Source organism: Pseudomonas sp. MAG733B, from assembly GCF_036884845.1.
GTDB lineage: Bacteria > Pseudomonadota > Gammaproteobacteria > Pseudomonadales > Pseudomonadaceae > Aquipseudomonas.
Genome location: NZ_CP145732.1, coordinates 2,640,923 through 2,657,285 on the forward strand (window position 1 = coordinate 2,640,923; position 16,363 = coordinate 2,657,285).

18 protein-coding genes are annotated in these 16,363 nt (G+C 56.2%); 7 read left to right on the forward strand and 11 right to left on the reverse strand.

The features are described from left to right. Positions 1–40: 40 nt before the first annotated feature. From V6Z53_RS12090 to V6Z53_RS12100, 3 genes are all read left to right on the forward strand, one after another. Positions 41–604, forward strand: a complete 564-nt coding sequence (locus V6Z53_RS12090) for a glycoside hydrolase family 19 protein (RefSeq protein ID WP_338585731.1) — start codon at positions 41–43, stop codon at positions 602–604. After that, positions 586–1,128, forward strand: coding sequence for a lysis protein (locus V6Z53_RS12095; protein ID WP_338585733.1), 543 nt, complete (start codon positions 586–588; stop codon positions 1,126–1,128). The genes V6Z53_RS12090 and V6Z53_RS12095 overlap by 19 nt, the downstream gene beginning before the upstream one ends. Positions 1,129–1,278: 150 nt before the next feature. After that, complete coding sequence (locus V6Z53_RS12100; protein WP_338585735.1) at positions 1,279–2,073, forward strand: DNA adenine methylase; 795 nt, start codon at positions 1,279–1,281, stop codon at positions 2,071–2,073. Between the two features lie 185 nt (positions 2,074–2,258). Here V6Z53_RS12100 and V6Z53_RS12105 read toward each other — a convergent pair whose 3' ends face one another. The 3 genes from V6Z53_RS12105 to V6Z53_RS12115 form a co-directional block, all read right to left on the reverse strand. After that, complete coding sequence (locus V6Z53_RS12105) at positions 2,259–2,969, reverse strand: SOS response-associated peptidase family protein (RefSeq protein WP_338585737.1); 711 nt, start codon at positions 2,967–2,969, stop codon at positions 2,259–2,261. Positions 2,970–2,992: 23 nt separating this feature from the next. Beyond that, positions 2,993–3,718 carry a hypothetical protein gene (locus V6Z53_RS12110; RefSeq protein ID WP_338585738.1) on the reverse strand — a complete coding sequence of 242 codons (726 nt, stop codon included), beginning with the start codon at positions 3,716–3,718 and terminating at the stop codon, positions 2,993–2,995. A 211-nt stretch (positions 3,719–3,929) separates the two neighbouring features. Continuing rightward, entirely contained in the window at positions 3,930–4,154 is a 225-nt protein-coding gene (locus V6Z53_RS12115) for a DUF2188 domain-containing protein (RefSeq protein WP_338585739.1), read from the reverse strand. Between the two features lie 128 nt (positions 4,155–4,282). Between V6Z53_RS12115 and V6Z53_RS12120 the strand changes: the two genes are divergently transcribed. After that, complete coding sequence (locus V6Z53_RS12120; RefSeq protein ID WP_338585740.1) at positions 4,283–4,564, forward strand: hypothetical protein; 282 nt, start codon at positions 4,283–4,285, stop codon at positions 4,562–4,564. Between the two features lie 106 nt (positions 4,565–4,670). Here V6Z53_RS12120 and V6Z53_RS12125 read toward each other — a convergent pair whose 3' ends face one another. Together V6Z53_RS12125 and V6Z53_RS12130 are read right to left on the reverse strand one after the other, a co-directional pair. After that, positions 4,671–8,819, reverse strand: a complete 4,149-nt coding sequence (locus V6Z53_RS12125; RefSeq protein ID WP_338585741.1) for a CheR family methyltransferase — start codon at positions 8,817–8,819, stop codon at positions 4,671–4,673. A 146-nt stretch (positions 8,820–8,965) separates the two neighbouring features. After that, on the reverse strand, positions 8,966–9,205 hold the full coding sequence (locus V6Z53_RS12130; protein ID WP_338585742.1) for a hypothetical protein: 240 nt from the start codon (positions 9,203–9,205) through the stop codon (positions 8,966–8,968). 338 nt (positions 9,206–9,543) lie between these two features. Here V6Z53_RS12130 and V6Z53_RS12135 point away from each other — a divergent pair, with 338 nt between their 5' ends. Both V6Z53_RS12135 and V6Z53_RS12140 read left to right on the forward strand, forming a co-directional pair. Further along, complete coding sequence (locus tag V6Z53_RS12135) at positions 9,544–9,759, forward strand: hypothetical protein (protein WP_338585743.1); 216 nt, start codon at positions 9,544–9,546, stop codon at positions 9,757–9,759. 270 nt (positions 9,760–10,029) lie between these two features. Then, complete coding sequence (locus tag V6Z53_RS12140) at positions 10,030–10,569, forward strand: hypothetical protein (protein ID WP_338585744.1); 540 nt, start codon at positions 10,030–10,032, stop codon at positions 10,567–10,569. A gap of 343 nt (positions 10,570–10,912) precedes the next feature. On the opposite strand, the gene V6Z53_RS12145 is transcribed toward V6Z53_RS12140, so the two are convergent. Both V6Z53_RS12145 and V6Z53_RS12150 read right to left on the reverse strand, forming a co-directional pair. Beyond that, a complete protein-coding gene (locus V6Z53_RS12145; protein ID WP_338585745.1) occupies positions 10,913–11,827 on the reverse strand; it encodes an HNH endonuclease in 915 nt (304 codons plus the stop codon). Positions 11,828–12,264: 437 nt separating this feature from the next. Further along, positions 12,265–12,474, reverse strand: a complete 210-nt coding sequence (locus V6Z53_RS12150; RefSeq protein ID WP_338585746.1) for a hypothetical protein — start codon at positions 12,472–12,474, stop codon at positions 12,265–12,267. Positions 12,475–12,949: 475 nt separating this feature from the next. On the opposite strand from V6Z53_RS12150, the gene V6Z53_RS12155 reads away from it, so the two are divergent. Beyond that, positions 12,950–13,171: a hypothetical protein gene (locus tag V6Z53_RS12155; RefSeq protein WP_338585747.1), complete on the forward strand. Its 222-nt coding sequence runs from the start codon at positions 12,950–12,952 to the stop codon at positions 13,169–13,171. A gap of 63 nt (positions 13,172–13,234) precedes the next feature. Here V6Z53_RS12155 and V6Z53_RS12160 read toward each other — a convergent pair whose 3' ends face one another. The 4 genes from V6Z53_RS12160 to V6Z53_RS12175 all read right to left on the reverse strand — a co-directional run bounded on the left by V6Z53_RS12160 (position 13,235) and on the right by V6Z53_RS12175 (position 16,353). Beyond that, positions 13,235–14,026, reverse strand: coding sequence for a transporter substrate-binding domain-containing protein (locus V6Z53_RS12160; RefSeq protein ID WP_338585748.1), 792 nt, complete (start codon positions 14,024–14,026; stop codon positions 13,235–13,237). Between the two features lie 80 nt (positions 14,027–14,106). Further along, entirely contained in the window at positions 14,107–15,027 is a 921-nt protein-coding gene (gene copD / locus V6Z53_RS12165) for a copper homeostasis membrane protein CopD (RefSeq protein ID WP_338585749.1), read from the reverse strand. A gap of 3 nt (positions 15,028–15,030) precedes the next feature. Further along, positions 15,031–15,414, reverse strand: coding sequence for a copper homeostasis periplasmic binding protein CopC (gene copC, locus V6Z53_RS12170; protein ID WP_338585750.1), 384 nt, complete (start codon positions 15,412–15,414; stop codon positions 15,031–15,033). Between the two features lie 54 nt (positions 15,415–15,468). Beyond that, positions 15,469–16,353, reverse strand: coding sequence for a copper resistance protein B (locus V6Z53_RS12175; RefSeq protein WP_338585751.1), 885 nt, complete (start codon positions 16,351–16,353; stop codon positions 15,469–15,471). Positions 16,354–16,363 lie beyond the last annotated feature (10 nt).

Sequence of the window (16,363 nt, forward strand, 5' to 3'; positions counted from 1 at the left end):
CATCGCCGCCCTGTGCGGTTTTTTTCTGTCTGGAGTTTGTATGCCCTTAACCGAGCAACATCTGCAACGCATCATGCCCAACGCCCGCCGCCAAGCGGGCGTTTTTGTATCCGCACTGAATGCCGCGATGGCACATCGGCAGATCAATACACCGAAACGCCAAGCGGCGTTCCTCGCCCAAGTGGGCCATGAATCCGGTCAACTGCAATACGTTCGCGAACTGGGCGGCGAGCAGTACCTCAGCAAGTACGACATCGGGTCGCTGGCTGCCAGATTGGGTAATACGCCAGAGGTGGATGGCGATGGTCAGCGTTATCGCGGTCGAGGGCTGATTCAAATCACCGGCTACAGTAATTACCTGCGCTGCAGCCTGGCGCTGTTTGGTGACGAACGTTTGCTGCGCACCCCCGAGCTGCTGGAGCTACCGCAGTGGGCCGCTGAATCGGCCGCGTGGTTCTGGTGGGTACGTGAGCTGAATGCCCTGGCGGATCGGGATGAATTCGAATCGATTACCCGCAAGATCAACGGCGGTCTCAATGGCCTGCCGGATCGGTTGCAACTGTGGGAGCGGGCGAGGGCGGTGTTATGCGTATCGGCGAATTGATCCCGGCGCCATATCGGCTGTTTGCACTCGGCGTATCGCTGGCCGCATTGGCCGCTGGCTCTGCTGCTTTGGCCTGGCAGGTTCAAGACTGGCGCTACGGTCAACAGCTCGCCGAACAGGCCCGACTGCATACCGACACACTCAACCAGTTGGCTCTGGCCTCGTCCACGCAACAGCGCGCCGAGCAGGACAAACGTCTAGTCCTGGAGCAGAAGCTTTCAGCCAGCGAACAAATCCATTACCGAGTCTTAAGCGATGTCCAACGTGATCAAGGTCGCTTACGCGATCGCCTTGCCACTGCTGATGTGCGCCTGTCAGTCCTACTCGACACCGCCGATACAGCCAGCGGCTGCGCAGTGTCAGCCGGCACCGCCACCAGCGGGGTGGTTCATGGTCCCACAAGAGCCGAACTTGACCCGGCGCATGCTCAACGAATTATCGGCATCACCGATGCCGGCGACCAAGGATTGATCGCCCTGGCGGCCTGTCAGGCCTACGCCAAACAAATCTCAACACCGAAGTGAAAAAGAGCGACCGGACTGGATGCGTCAACATCCCGCCCGGCCGCCGTCCATGCAGATTGTCCCTGCAAGTCCAGCCAAGGCTCTTGCTCCGTGCACAAAGCGCAGCGAGCCTAGCACCTGTTTATCCATACAGTAAAGGTCTTGCTATCTATGTCCACACCCATCATCCCTTGGATGGGCGGCAAACGCCGCCTGGCCGATCGCCTCATTCCGCTTTTTCCACCACACGAATGTTACGTCGAAGTCTTTGCCGGCGGTGCCGCGCTCTACTTCATGCGGCCCCAGGCGGCGCCCGTCGAAGTCCTCAACGACATCAACGGAGACCTGGTGACGCTGTACCGCGTCGTACAGAACCACCTCGAAGAGTTTGTGCGCCAGTTCAAATGGGCGCTCAGTTCGCGCCAGGTGTTCGAGTGGCAGAAGATGACCCGCCCCGAAACCCTCACCGACATTCAGCGCGCCGCCCGATTCTTTTACCTGCAGCACCATGCCTTCGCCGGCAAGGTCACCGGGCAAACCTTCGGAACCGCGACCACCGGCCCAGCCATCAATCTGTTGCGGATTGAGGAGAATCTCTCGGCCGCCTGGCAGCGTTTGTCCGGCACTTACGTCGAAAACCTACCTTGGCTGGACTGCGCCGAACGCTACGACCGTGCCCATACCTTCCACTACATGGACCCGCCTTATTGGCAGACCGCCGGCTACGGCGTGGACTTCCCGTTCGAAAACTACGAGCGGATGGCCGACTTTATGCGGCGTTGCAAAGGCAAGGTGATGGTCAGTATCAATGACCACCCGGACATTCGCCGGGTGTTCGAAGGCTTTCACTTTGAAAATTTGGACATCCGTTACAGCAACACCAATCAGCGCCAAGGCAAAGCCGAGATCAGCGGTGAGCTGGTGATCATGAACTGGGAGCCTTCGGCGTTGGGCGGATTATTTTGAGGCGAAGAATGCTTGAGGAATGCTTGGCGGTTGAGGTGTCGAGGTCCATCATATCGGTTCCATCCACGCAGAATCGGCCATGGACAAGCAGCTTGTGGGCCTATCCATTGTGATGGCGATCATTTGGATCGCTGCGGTTTTGCTGGTCATGCATTGGATGACGCAGTGAAGATAATCCGGATCCATCAGCCGTCGTTTTTGTTGCTACTTTCGATGTCTTCCATCGGCTCGATCATAGACCGACCCTGATTTCGGACGTTGCCTACCGCGCGATTCACCTTGAACCATTCAAAGGTCTTTGTCGGCTCACCCTGAAGAAGCACCATTTGTTCGGCGCGTTCGCTTGTGGTGGCGGGGTCGAGCCATTCTTGGGCTAAAATTGGCGATAGCGTAACTGGACGACGATCGTGAATGTCGACCATGCCGCCGGCGCTATCGGCGGTGATGATCACGAATCCATCGTGCTCGTTGGGTTCATGCTCAGCGTTTGGGTACTGACCGATCGCAGCACAAAGAATGGGTGTTTGATCACGATGACGAATCAGGTAGGGCTGTTTTTTTGGCCCGCCTTCATCGACCCATTCAAACCAGTTGTCGATGGCAATGATGGCCCGGTGTGACCAGATCGCCCGGAAGAAAGGTCCATGAGCTACTTTCTCGACCCGCGCGTTGATTGGAGCGGCACGGTCTTTGGCCCAGTGCGGTCGCCATCCCCAGCGAATCATGTCGGCGCGCAGAACTTGACCTTCCTGGTGGAAGAGGGCGAGTTGCGTCGACGGCGCAGCGTTATAGCGCTCGAGCGGTTGGTCACCAACATAATTGATCAGTGCATTGGGAATACTGAGTGCCGCAACGAAATCATGAATACCACGATACTGTGAAAGTCGGCCGCACATGGTCGGTCCCTCATGGTTTTATTTCAGGGTAGACCCGCTGAGCGCTGCTTTGTGACGAATCCTTGGCCAGAGCAATTGGGGCAGTCATCTCTCCGGGCAAAGTGATCAAGGCAGTCTGAGCAAATGCAGAACCTGGCCAGATCAATCAGCGGTCTGACCTTTTCAAATAAACGTAAATCGCGGGACTCCTGAGCAACCTGGGCAATATCGACCAGCGAACGATAGAGGTCCGGTTCCTCCATCGGTTGGTAAGTCACACCTTCGATTGTCCGACCGGTTTCAATGAGATGGTACTGCTCGCCCTTGGCAAGTGTCAGCGTCAGTCCGCTGATTCTTCCGATGGCTCCAGAGAGACTGAGCACTAGGTTTGCGCCCGTCGCATCGCTATAGATTTTTCCGTCATATGACGACCGCTCCCTTCGAGCTGGCGTACTCGCATAAAAGATAGAACGTCTGATGGTGCCGAACAGCTCGTTGGTCTCGCTTCGAATAACATCATACGAAGAAGCCCCGCAGTAAAAGGCTGGGTGAGTTTGCAATTCTTCTACGGCGTGCCAGTAAGCCGCGTTTGCCAATTCGTTCATGTCAAACTGCTGCAGCTGATCAATCAACCCTTCAGCGACCAATGTGGCGCTCATGGAGTGAAGGGTCTGTCGATGAGCCTCGGGGTTCTGCATTCGAAAGTCGTGATCGTCGAGGGTCGAGCGCCACTGCTGAAGTCTCAGCGCTTTAGCCTGGTCGAAATTCATGAGCGTGTTTCACTGTACAGGTACTGGTTTTATGTACAGTAATCGAGTCTCTTGCGATGGGCGAGTAAGAGCCGACGGGCAGTAGTTTTTTTTGGACGGCAGTCGCAGGCTAACGAGTGACCAGGCCTGATGGTCCAAGCATGAATCATGATCTGCACACAAAAGGCCGGAAAGCAATTCCGGTGGCGGACGGCTTAACGGCTCATGGGATCTAGCCTTTACTGCGGCGCGGATCCTCGCTACGGGGATATGTGCGCTCCTCTTCGATCTCTCCAGTTTCGGTGTGGATTTTCACCGAGCCGGTGCGACCCGCCATATAACTTGGCAACTGTTCGAGCAGATCGGTTTTGGTCAGCGTGCTGAGCAAGGCTTTATCCGCTCCTTGGGTATGCAGCTTCCAGCCTGAGCCATCCGCAACGACGTGGTAAATGTTCATGGAATGCTCCTCTACTTAGGGATTCTCTTAAGGCTGCTCGCATGGCCCGAGAGTTCCGGCAATTTCGTTGCACTTCCACCATGGTCCCCGCTCAAAAGAGTATGCGTCATGAGGTTACGGAGGGCGCCATGATCTATGAAGTGAACCTGGATCAATATGCCTTGCAGTGCGAAGTCACCGAACTGCTCGATGTGCCGCCCGACCCCTGGGCCACAACAAGCGACTGGGAGGCTCGCGGCTACCGCGAACTGGAATTTCGAATTTTGTCCGCCCAGGCATTTGACGAAAACGGGAACGCGTCGAAGCTTGGCCCTAGTGATTGCGCGGCATTGACTGAGCAATATAGTGAGCTGATCGAGGAGGAGCTGTGGCGGCGGATTGAAGCCGCGCGACGGGAGGAGGTTGCTTGAAGCATTCGCTAGTTGGTTTCTGTCTGAAAGAAAGTCTGCAATCGACCCAAAGCTGACGGTGACGACAGGCAGCAACCGACCCAAAGCAGCCCTTCGAGTCGAGGCTCTAATACGGCCGAGTCTTGCAAGCCTCATCAATGATATCGATGAAGTCATCATGGGCAACCGGCTTGCTCACGTGGTAATTGAACCCCGATTGCCTGGTTTTTTTCTGGTCGCTGCTGGTGGCGTAACCAGTAAGCGCAATGGCCGGCGTGTATTTGTGATGGACGATCTGGCGAATAGCCTGGATCAAGGCGTGGCCATCCATGATGGGCATGCCGATGTCGGAAATGATCACGTCGTAGTTGCCTTCTTTCGCGGCCTTCAGCGCCAGTAACGGGTCGCTGAACGCTTCCACGTGGGCGTCCTCCATTTCAAGCAACATCTGCAACACTTCCATCACGTCTCGGGAGTCATCCACTAGCAATACTTTCTGACCAAACAATCGTCCTGATTCACCGGAAGCCTGCACTTGATCCGCCGCCTGCTGGTGGGGACGGCACAGCGGCAGACGAATGGTAAAAGTGCAGCCTCGACCAATTCCTTCGGAGCGGACATCCACCGAGCCACCGTGGGCTTCGACCAGTTGCCGCACCAGTGACAGGCCAATGCCTAGGCCTTCGCGCTGGTGGGTGGCGTGCTGGTTTTCTGCTTGGGTAAACAGGTCGAACACCTTGTGCAGGTTGTCCTGTTCAAGGCCAATGCCGCTGTCGACGACGTCCAATTGCGCCATGTCCTCGACGCGGTGGGCGATCAGCTCAACGCGGCCATCTTTGGGGGTGAACTTCAGGGCATTGTTCACAAGATTCCAGATGATCTGTTCCAGACGCGTGCTATCAGCGTCGACGACCAGCGCTGGCTCCGGCGCTTGTGGTACCTGCAGAGTGATTTCGCACGGATGCTGGTCGTTGACCACCACCGTGTGGATGTCCTGCAGAATCCGTCCCAGATCCACCGCCTGTTTTTTCAGCTTGAGTTTGCCAGTGCGCACCCGGGCTACATCCAACAGGTCATCGATGATCCGCGCCTGGCTCGATACCGCGTCGCAAATGGTATTGACCGCCTTCATCGCCGGGCTGACGCTTTTGGTCATCGGCAAGCGACGCAGCAGTTCGGCGTTGAGTTGAATGAGGTTAAGCGGGTGCTTGAGCTCATGGGACATCACCGCGAAAAATTCGTCTTTGAGGTGGCTGCTGGTCTGAGTTTCGGCCAGCTGTTGGCTTTGCTCTTCGTGCAGGCGCTTGTGACCGGTAAGGTCGCGAGCGATCTTCACATAACCTTTGAGGCTCTCGCCTTCAAGTCGAATAACTTCACCGCTGCAGTAGAAACGGCTGCCGTCCTTGCGCAAGTGCCAGCGTTCATCTTCGCCCCGACCATGCTCGCGAGCTGCACGCAGTTCAATTTCTGGTGCACCTGAGCTGCGTTCTTCCGGTGTGAAGATCAAGTCATAATAGGCGCCGAGAACTTCCTCCTTGGCGTAACCAAAAATCAACTTGGCCCCGGTGTTCCAGTCGGTGATCGCGCCGTGATCATCGAGGATAATAATGGCGAAGTCATGGGTGCTCTCGGCCACCAGGCGCATACGCTCTTCACTGATGCGCAATTCAGCCTCGGCGGTGCGACGCTTGGAGATATCGATAAAGGTCAGCACCGTGCCGTCGATGTGATCCTCGCTGGAGCGGTAAGGCAGCAAGCGGGCAATGTACCAGTGCTGGTCGCTGCTGCAGACCTCCCGCTCGATCATGTTCAGTGACTCGAACACCGTCGCCGCATCCTCGGCCATCTCCGGATAGTCCAGGCGATGCGTGATGTCCATCAGCGAACGCCCCGTATCGACCGGCAGCATGCTGAAAATCTCGGTGGCCCGTGGGGTAAACCAGCGGATCCGCATGTTGCGATCGACGAACACGGTGGCAATGTCGGTGGAGGCAATCAGGTTGGTCAGGTAGTCGTTAACCTTGTCGGTTTCTTCGACCTTGGCCTTGAGTTCGGCATTGACGGTCAGCAGCTCTTCGTTGATCGACTGCAGTTCCTCCTTGCTGGTTTCCAGCTCTTCGGTGGCCGAGCGCAGTTCTTCGTTAATCGCATGCATTTCTTCATTGGAAGCCTTGAGCTCTTCACTGGAGACTTCCGACTGTTCGACGGTCTCCTGCAACTGCAGCTTGGTGCGCTGCAATTCATGCTCCAGGTTGGCCAACATCTGGTTTTCGGTCTGGCTGACAATGCCATCAAGCTGCGCTTGAGGATCGACCTCGTGTTCCTCGAAGATCACCAGGGTGTATTCGCTGTCAGTCTCGTCATCCTTGTAGGGATGGACGTTCAGGTCGACCAGGTAACTGCGCTGCTCACGCTCGATGCGGACTTTGCGCGAGGTGACCGGTAGCCCGCTCTGATGTACTTGGTACAGCGTGGTGCGAATGTCCAGGCGCAGATCCGGGTGGGCCAGGGTCAACAGGTTGCGTGATAGCTCACCGGCCACGTAGCGCAGAAAACGCCCGGCGCCTTCACTCATGTGCAGTATGTTGGCGCTGGCGTCGACGATGATGCTCGGCGGCGCAGCCTTCTCCAGTGCACGCAGGTGAATGTCGGCAAACGACACCTTGCGAGCAACCGCTGGCTCCAAAGGCCGTAGGGCGGCCGTAGTACGTGCATAACCGCCGCGCGGCAGGGTGGGGGCGCGGCGGGGACTGCTGGACACGCTCTTGGCGCGGAAGATGCGGTTGCGTTTGTCCACCGGCGTAAACAGATCCAGGCAACCATCGGCGGATTCCGAGGAACCGAGAAACAGGTAACCGCCGGGGCGCAAGGCAAAGTGGAACATCTGCATGATGTCGCGCTGCACTTCGCGGTCGAGGTAGATCAGCAGGTTACGACAGACGATCAAGTCGAGTTGCGAGAAGGGCGGGTCGAGCAACAGGCTGTGCTTGGCGAACAGCACTTTCTCGCGAATTTCCTTGCGCACGCGGTAGGAATGGTTCTCCAGGGTGAAATATTGGCGCATGCGCGGCGGCGGAACGTCGGTAATGATTGCCTCGGGATAGACGCCACTTCGACCAAAGGCAATCGCGCGATGATCGATGTCGGTGGCAAACACCTGCAGCTTGGCCTGGCTGGCCTCCAAGGCCATTTGCTCGGTCAGCAAAATGGCCAAACTGTAGGCCTCTTCGCCGGTAGAGCAGCCCGCTGACCAGACACGGATTTCATCCCGATGCGGCAAAGTATCTTGCAGCGCTTTAACCAGATCGGGGATGACATCGCGTTCCAATGCCTCGAAGGCCTCGCGGTCGCGAAAGAAATTGGTCACACCGATCAGCATGTCCCCCAGCAACGCCTTGGTTTCTTCGGGGTGGGCTTGCAGATAATCGTAATAGGTGCCGAGATCCGGCTGTGCGGTCACTTGCAGGCGACGCTCGATGCGGCGCAGCACGGTGGCCCGCTTGTAGTGTTTGAAATCGTGACCGGTTCCATTGCGCAGCTGGATCAAGATGTCTTGCAGCTGCTGCTCGGCGATGGCGGCATCGCGTTCGGAAGCAGGAGGGGTGGTCTTGATTTCCGGGTCGTTGGCGGTGGGCAAAGTGATAGACTTCGAATTACGCCAGAGCTCCAGCAGCTTTTGCGGCATCTCCACCACGGGCAATACCAGATCGACCATCCGCGTATTAATTGCAGCACGCGGCATACCGTCGTATTCGGCATCTTCCGGTGTCTGGACCAGAGTGATGCCGCCTTGCTCCTTAATTCGTGAAAGCCCAACCGCCCCATCGGAACCAGTGCCCGAGAGTATCAGGCAGAAGGCGCGCTCCTTGTGCACATCCGCCAGGTCTCGGAAGAACAGGTCGATGGCAACATGCATGCCAGGTGGCCGATCCGATGGCGTTACCGAAAGATAACCATCGTTCATTATCAAGTTGTGCGCCGGCGAGATGACATACACGGTGTTCTTTTCGATGGAGAGGGTCTCGGTCACCTGCCGCACTGGCATTTTGGTGACTTCCTGAATGATCCGATCGACTTGGCTTGGATAATCGGGCGACAGGTGAAAGATAATGACAAAGGCCATGCCGTTGTCATTGGGCATGTGCTCGAAAAAAGATTTCACCGCCTGGAGGCCGCCAGCGGAAGCGCCAATGCCGACCACAGGGAAGGGCAGGGTGCTGGGTACCAGCTCCTTGCGCTGTGGGACGTTGGTGGAGCGCTTCACGTTAGACGGCATAAGTTTTGGCCTTAATCGGCTTTAGAAAAGGTCAACATAAGTTTAATCATACTCTCCCTGATTGGTCGATTTGGCAGAGTTTAGACAATGGGGAAATAATGCTCTCGACCTATACCGGGCGCACAGAATTAACTGATTGCTTCACATCAAATTTTCGTCATGCGCTTGATACGCTCCCAATCTTTTTGAGCTAACGCTCGCTTGGCGTCCGCTAATGCTTTGGCCTCAGTGAATTGGGCCAGAACCTCGGTGTTTCCGCCGTAGTACTGGATGATTTGGTATGCCGCTTCGTCAAGACGATCGGCTTCTCGGAAGAGTTCGATGTTTGCCGCAATGTCATCGTCCACGGCCGTTTCTTGATGTGATTTCGTTTTGCGTTCAGTCATTTTCTAGTCCTTCCGGTCGAAGGGCATGCGCCAGTTTCACTTACCGAACCGCCCTGTTATCGGCTTCGATTCGAGGATGCGTTTTGGTCGCGGCGACCAGTTATGGGAGAAAGTCAAAACTGCATCGCATAACGCGTGATTAGTGCTGCCTCAGCTTCCTGACGACTTCTCCTCGCTTATGAATTAGTGAGTTGTCAGCCGCGACAAAAATTCCGAGAAAGTGACGGCCCGCCACAATGCATAAGCCGAGACGGTTCAAATCGACGCCGTACGTCGAGACCAATGAACATGCGGATGCTGTCGTCCTCTATCGAATAAAGGCGATGGAGCTTTCGACCATGTATAGCGAAGCGAAAATGTTGGCGTTCGCAAAATGGCAAGACTTATTGACGGATTCAGAAATCTTGATGGGTGCAGATGAAAGGTATGACGAGTTGCTGAAGCTCGCCGATGATTTTCGAAGTCGAGGAGTTATCGATACGTCGGAGCGCAACACGTTGATAGAAATTGCGACGGCGGCGTACACACGATCAGTAGCCAACCTCCTTCTGTAGGACAGTTTTTCAACGGGACATACTGTCTGTGTGAATGTCTGCTTCTGGCCGATTTCTGCCTGTTCCGAGGGACTGAGTCGCAAGAATCGTTGCAATAACGACTCAGAAATCTCAACGGATAGTCAGCTTGGCAGAGCTACTATTCGCCAGGAAGGCCTTGCGCTTGTTCGATGTTCATCCCGGTATCGACAGCCGAGCTTGCCGACTAATGGCGTGGAAGTTTCACACCGCCTGTGCCTTACTCGAACGCCAAGTCGAGGAGGGCAGTGCATGCGTCGTAGAGGACCGCAGTTCTGGCTTTGGGTGAACAAACAATTCCCTACAAGGATCCATGAAGAACGGCTCAAGGATGGGCGGCGCGTGGAAATACAAGCACGCGTTACGCACAACAAACAAGTGCAAATATTTGTCGGTCTCTATCACGAAAATGGCGCCCCGATGCACGAGGAGTTCCATGACCGACCATCTTTAGAGAGGCTCAATAGCGCACTGAGTTGGGGGCTTCAGCGTGCACGGACGATTCTCGTAGAGAGCGAGCCCTTCTGCGCGCCCCATCGTCCGCAGTTGACTCTGGGACCAGTGATTACCGACGACGCAGTGCTTGCACTCAGGCGTATGGAGATGACAAAGGAAGAACAGCGCAAGCTCGATATGCTTGATGCGAATGCGGAATACGCTGCTGCCACCTTGGCAATGTTGACCCTGATGCGCTCTGCCTCTGTCGACTTCGACGTTTGGGAAGCGCATCGTGTTCGTTTACAGCAGGCTATAGACCGCAGAGTTAACCTGCTGCGCACTTATCTGCTTTAGGTGTTGCAATCATTGAGATTCCTGTGATGCAGAAGGCACCGCGGGGCAATTTGCGAGTTAAGGAAAAGATTTGAACGACTGTTATGGGCAGGCTGTTGCCAGTCAGCATTCCCAGTGGTGGAAAAGATTTAGGGCATATTTAGGGCAATATCAGGGCCGCTGTGCGCCGTAGCATGCCGGCGCAAATTGCTAAAACACAGTTTTCTACGGGCTATGGCGGACTGGAGGGTAGCTTGAAGGGGTTCGAATCCCTATCCAGTTGCCGCGTGTTAAACCTTACCTGAAGGGCTGCTGGCGACGATTTGCAGTCAGGGCAACGTCGGTCTCATCCTTGGGTAGCGCATTACTTGTCGAACTTGAAACGTGCTCGATGGCGAGCTAGGTACTGTAGAATACCCTTCGGAACATCAGCGAGCTGCTGATACTGCGCCAGACCGAACACCTGTTGAGCATGAGGGCCGAGCTGATCACTGATCAGTAATTTTCCTTGTTTGCAGAATGAGATCAGTCCACTGTCGAATAAGCGATCGATATGAGTAGCGAGCAGCAGGCCGTTATCTGTATCAAGGCGCTCATCATTGTCCGACACGTTCCAAGGTACGATGTGGGAGGCAATGAGAAGGTCAGGGTTCTGTAGGCCAGTCAGGGCGCAGCGGCAATTCCAACGCTTCATCAGCTTAGTGCGGAAAAACCCCTGGCCGACCCGAGCGAGAATGATTGCTTCGCGGGTGGTCTTGCTGATCTTTCGCTTCGAACCTTCTTCAACAATGCGGTCCGCAAAGGCACTGATTAACCCCGCTTTCTCCAGCAGGTAGAGGCCTGCGTCCGGACCGATGTGAGACATGTAAATCTCATTGATCGTCCCGTGCTTGGTAAAAACAGCAGGGTTGCAGTGCTCATTGAAACGACTCAAAAACTCTTCAGCAATTTCGTCGCGATGTACCGGGCGCATAGTAGAGTGCAGCGTCACATCGACGCGGCGTCCTTCTTTATTCCACTGATGAAAGCCACGGCTGAGCGGCCGTTCGGCGTTATAGGCGTCGGCCTTCGCTTCTGCGACTCGGGTGATCTGCTTGTCTTTCACGCAGAAAATGATGTCCCCGTCGAGCACCTCGTCGACCACATCCCAGTGCCGGTTGGTGCGGGTTCTCAGCGTGCCATCCTTCCCCTCAATTGATGAGTAGAGGGGAGCCCAAAGGAACTCGCCCTGATTGACTTCGTTGAAGGTGGCGCCAAGGTTCACCCAGAAAAAATTCATAGCTCTTCCTTGTGTTTAGGCTCAGACGTGAACCATATCGCCATCATCGAAACATCGAAAGCACGATTTGGGCAAGATTGTCTGACTGGGTAGACGAACCCAGTCACAGGGAATCTAGGCATAGGAATGGTGAGCGACGGTAATCACCCCACCGATGCGGCAGATGATTCGTGAAGCTGTTCATCAAATGAACGGGAATGTACTCGCCACTGATCAACAGTTGAAACGGGCTTCCGATAGCGGGCTGCCTGCTTCTCAGCCAAGCCTTGGATTTATGGCTGCTGAGTCAGAACATCTGGGGTGTTTGAGCCAATCGAACTAAGAGAGCCGATAGCCACAACTGCAATACGAAGGGCATCCCCGTGCGAAAAAACTAAATACAGAATCGTCCCAAATTCCGTAGATGCATTTGCACGTCCGCCGTTGGCCGATAAAGGTCACTCCGGCGTCATCATCATTGCGAGCGTCATCTTGATGAATTCTTCATTGCGGTCGATCGTGACCAACGCACCGCGAACATTGTCGGCAACATCGGCAGAACCGCGCTGCTGGACCCAATTTGTCAATTCCATGATGGCGGCTTCCAGGGCGAGCTGGTTTTCGTTGAGTTTGAACAGTAGGGAAGGGAGCAGGTCAGAATCTGGCATCGCGAATCCTCCGTGAAGCATTCAGCGTAGCAGTCGACGGGTGAGTGGGTGACCTTCTGCCCCATTCTTAAGCAAGGATGCGTGAAAGGCCTGTCTTCCAGACCGCTTAAAAATTGCTACAAAGAACAACTATAAAATGGGATGGGCTAGGCGGGCCGGGGTTGTGGCGGTTGGCTACATCCAATCCATCATGGGCGCGACGGAGAACCGACGGGACAGCAGGGCAGGTGTTGCGGTAGCTACGGACATTGGGGATCTGGAATCGGTGAGGCTGGGAGGTGGGGGAGTTTAACAGGATTGGACTTTTGGGGTTTGGGCGGGTCCAGTGACATTGATCGCGTGATGGATTTCAGAGGCCTTCCTACCTGAACCAACGCTGTCGCCCTGCAAAATTTCATAATCCCCGCCTGACCAGAGGCCTACGATGAGTGCACAGGATCAAGCCACCGCGCCCCCACCCACAGGAACAATAAAAATGCTCTCAAACCTCATCAAAGTCGCGTTGATCGCCGGTGCTGTGCTGTTGAGTGCCTGTTCGGGTGTGAGTGCCGATCACCATTATGCGGATGACGCCCAATTGTCGAATGGATTCGGACCGGGGCCGACCAATAACAACCCCAATAAACTGAATTTCCATGGCAGTGCGCTCGGCAACAGCTTCGGTGAGTACAGTTCCGGCCTGTTGCACGACGACTGACCGAGCCGAAAAAAAGGCGCTCCTGAAGAGGGGCGCCTTTTTGCTGCTCGCAACAATGTCTCGTTATTTAGCTTCAGGCACCGCCAACCACTGCCCCAGCACTTTCTGGTAGTTACCCGTCACTTTGGCCAAGTGCAGCCACTGATCGACATACAACTTCCAGGTCATGTCATCCCGAGGCAGCAGATAGGCCTTCTCGCCGTATTGCATGTATTGCGTCGGATTGACTGCGCACAGCCCGGGTTTTTGCTTCTGCTGGTACAGCGCTTCCGACGCATCCGTGATCATCACGTCTGCTTTCTTGTCCAGCAGCTCCTGAAAAATGGTCACGTTGTCGTGCAGTTGCAATTGCGCCTTGGGCAGGAAGGCGTGGACGAAGGCTTCATTGGTGCCGCCGGCCGGTTCGACCAGGCGTACCGAGGGTTGGTTGATCTGGTCGATGGTCTGGTACAGCGCCTGGTTTTCGCAACGCACCAGCGGAATTTTGCCGTCTACGTCCAGGGTGGTGCTGAAGAACGCCTTTTTCTGCCGTTCCAGAGTGACCGAGATGCCGCCCATAGCGATGTCACACTTGCCCGCGAGCATGTCGGGCATCAGGGTTTTCCAGGTGGTCGGCACCCATTCCACCTTGACGCCCAGACTGTCGGCCAAGGCGCGGGCCATCGAGATATCGATGCCGGAATATTCGCCGTCTTCGGCTTTGAAGGTGTAGGGCTTGTAGTCACCCGTGGTGCAAACGCGCAGTTGACCTTGTTGAATGACACTGTCCAGATGCGAAAGGCTTTCCTGAGCCTGGGCGCCAAACGACAGGGCGAGCAGGCCGCCGAGCATCAATGTGCTTCTGATTTTTTTCATTGTTATCGGGCTTTTGTGATGGAGTGGCTTGGAGGAGGGAGTGTAGTGAAAACTTTCAGGGACTCAAAAGAGAGCGAGCACTACTGTCCGTCCATCTCCGGACTTAGTGTCCCCAGCCACGCCACCAATCCGACAATCAAAACCGCTGCAACCAGTTCCATCATCACGCTGCGACGTAACGCATTTGCCGCGACTCGGTGTTGACCATCGCGCAATGATCGCTCCAGAAACGGTCCCAAGTGGAAGCGATTCAGCGCGGCGAGTACGAGCATGCCGGCAAACAGCGCGACTTTGATAAATAGCAAGATGCCGTAGGAACTGAGAAAGACTTCGTCGACTTTCGGCCCGGCGATGAAGAGGTAGTTCACAACTCCGGTCACTGCGATGACCGCCACAATCAGTGCGCCCACTGTTTCAAACCGGCTGGCGGCACGGGCCAACAGACGGATGTGCTTTTCGGTTTGCAAGACGTTGGTTTGTGACATCAAGGCAAACGCGACCAGCGCACCCAGCCAGGCGCCCGCGGCCAGCAGGTGCAAAATGTCCGCGGTGAAATGCCAGATGCCTTCATCCATTGCACCATGGCCAGTCCACGCCAGAGAGGCGAGGGCGACACCGCCTGCAAGCACCGTCAGCGCCAAACCAGCAGTCGGTGCGCGAGGGTGCATCAGCATCGCCAGACCGGCGACGAGCAGCGCGATGATCCGAATCGTCCAGGCCGAGCCTGCGTCCGTTTCCGACACCATCATTTCAATATGCGGACCCAGCTCGGCAAGGTTCGACTCGCCGCTCATGTTGCTGACCATCAGCAGCATGCCAACGACGGAAAGCACCGTTGCGAGCACGGTCATCGCCACCAGCAATGATCGAAACGGCAGCACCACCCCTGAAACCCGCTCCTGCCCTCTGAGGCTGTACAGCCCAAACAACGCCACGCCAAACAACAGCATCAAATCCACATACAACGCAAATCGCAGGACGATGTTGGCCGAGTCGCTCATCACTCACTTCACTTTGAAAGTAACGTTGCCGGTGATCGGGTGGGTGTCCGACGACACGGCGCGCCACTCCACTTTGTAGGTGCCGGCGGGCAGAGGCGATAGCGGGGTGATGAGCATGGTTTTCGGGTCGCTGCCGCCGCTGACTTTGGCTTTCATGGGCATGGGCGAGTGGGCCATGCCGGGCATTTCGGTCATGACCAGTTTTGCGCCGGAAAATTGCGTCACCAGGTTTTCGGAAAAGTGCAGTTCGATGGTGCCCGGTGCTGCACCCTGCGCACCTTCGGTGGGGTTGGAGGACAGCAGCTTCGGATGGGCTTGAGCGAGACCGCTCAGCAGCAGCCCGGTAGACAACAACACAGCTATAACCGTGATTTTGATGGTGCGCATGCAAGACCTCTTGCCGCTCAATGCGGCTGTTTTTTAGTGTTTGGGTTAGCGGGTTCAGAACCACATTCGCACGCCGAGAACCAGGCGCGCTTCGCTGCGGTCCTCGCCTTCTGCGGCGGCGTAATCGGCGGTTTTGCCGTAGGTGCGGTTCCAGGTCACGCCAATGTACGGCGCAAATTCCCGGCGGATTTCGTAGCGCAGGCGCAGGCCGGCTTCGCTGTTGGACAGGCCGGAGCCGATCCCCCGTTGTGGATCGTTTTTGCCGTAGAAGTTGAGCTCGGCGGTGGGCTGCAGGATGAGTCGGTTGGTCAGCAGGATGTCGTAGTCACCCTCCAGTCGCGCAGCGCTCTGGCCCCCTTCGCCGATGAAGGCCGTGGCCTCGGCTTCGAAGTTGTACAGCGCCATGCCTTGCACGCCGAGCGCCGCCCAGGTTTGCGGTGCGCCGGGTTTGAAGTCCTGACGTATGCCGCTGACCACGTCCCACCATGGGCTGATTGCGTGGCCCCACAGAGCCTGGATTTCGGCGTCTTCAGTCTTGCCGTTGGTGCGCTCGCCTTCGGAGCGCATCCACAGGCGATCGATGTCGCCGCCGATCCAGCCGGACAAATCCCAGGCCAGGGTGCTGCCGTCGTCGGCGTCCTGCCATTCGAGTTTGTCGGCGAGGAAGAATGAGTTGAGTGCGCTGTCATGCACACGATGCCCGGCCGGGTCGACATACACCGCGGCTCGGTCCGCATGGGTCAATGGGGGAATTGGCGTACGACTTTCAGTCGGCGCCGCGGGCTGCATCTGGCCTTCGTCCATGCTTTGCATCTGGCCATGGTCCATTCCAGTCATCTGGCTGTGATCCATGCCCTGCATGTCGTCAGTGGCTGCGATGGCGAAAGAAAACGGCAGGCCGGTGAGGAGGGCCATGGCAAAAGGGGTGAGTCTGATCATGGTTGGCGCC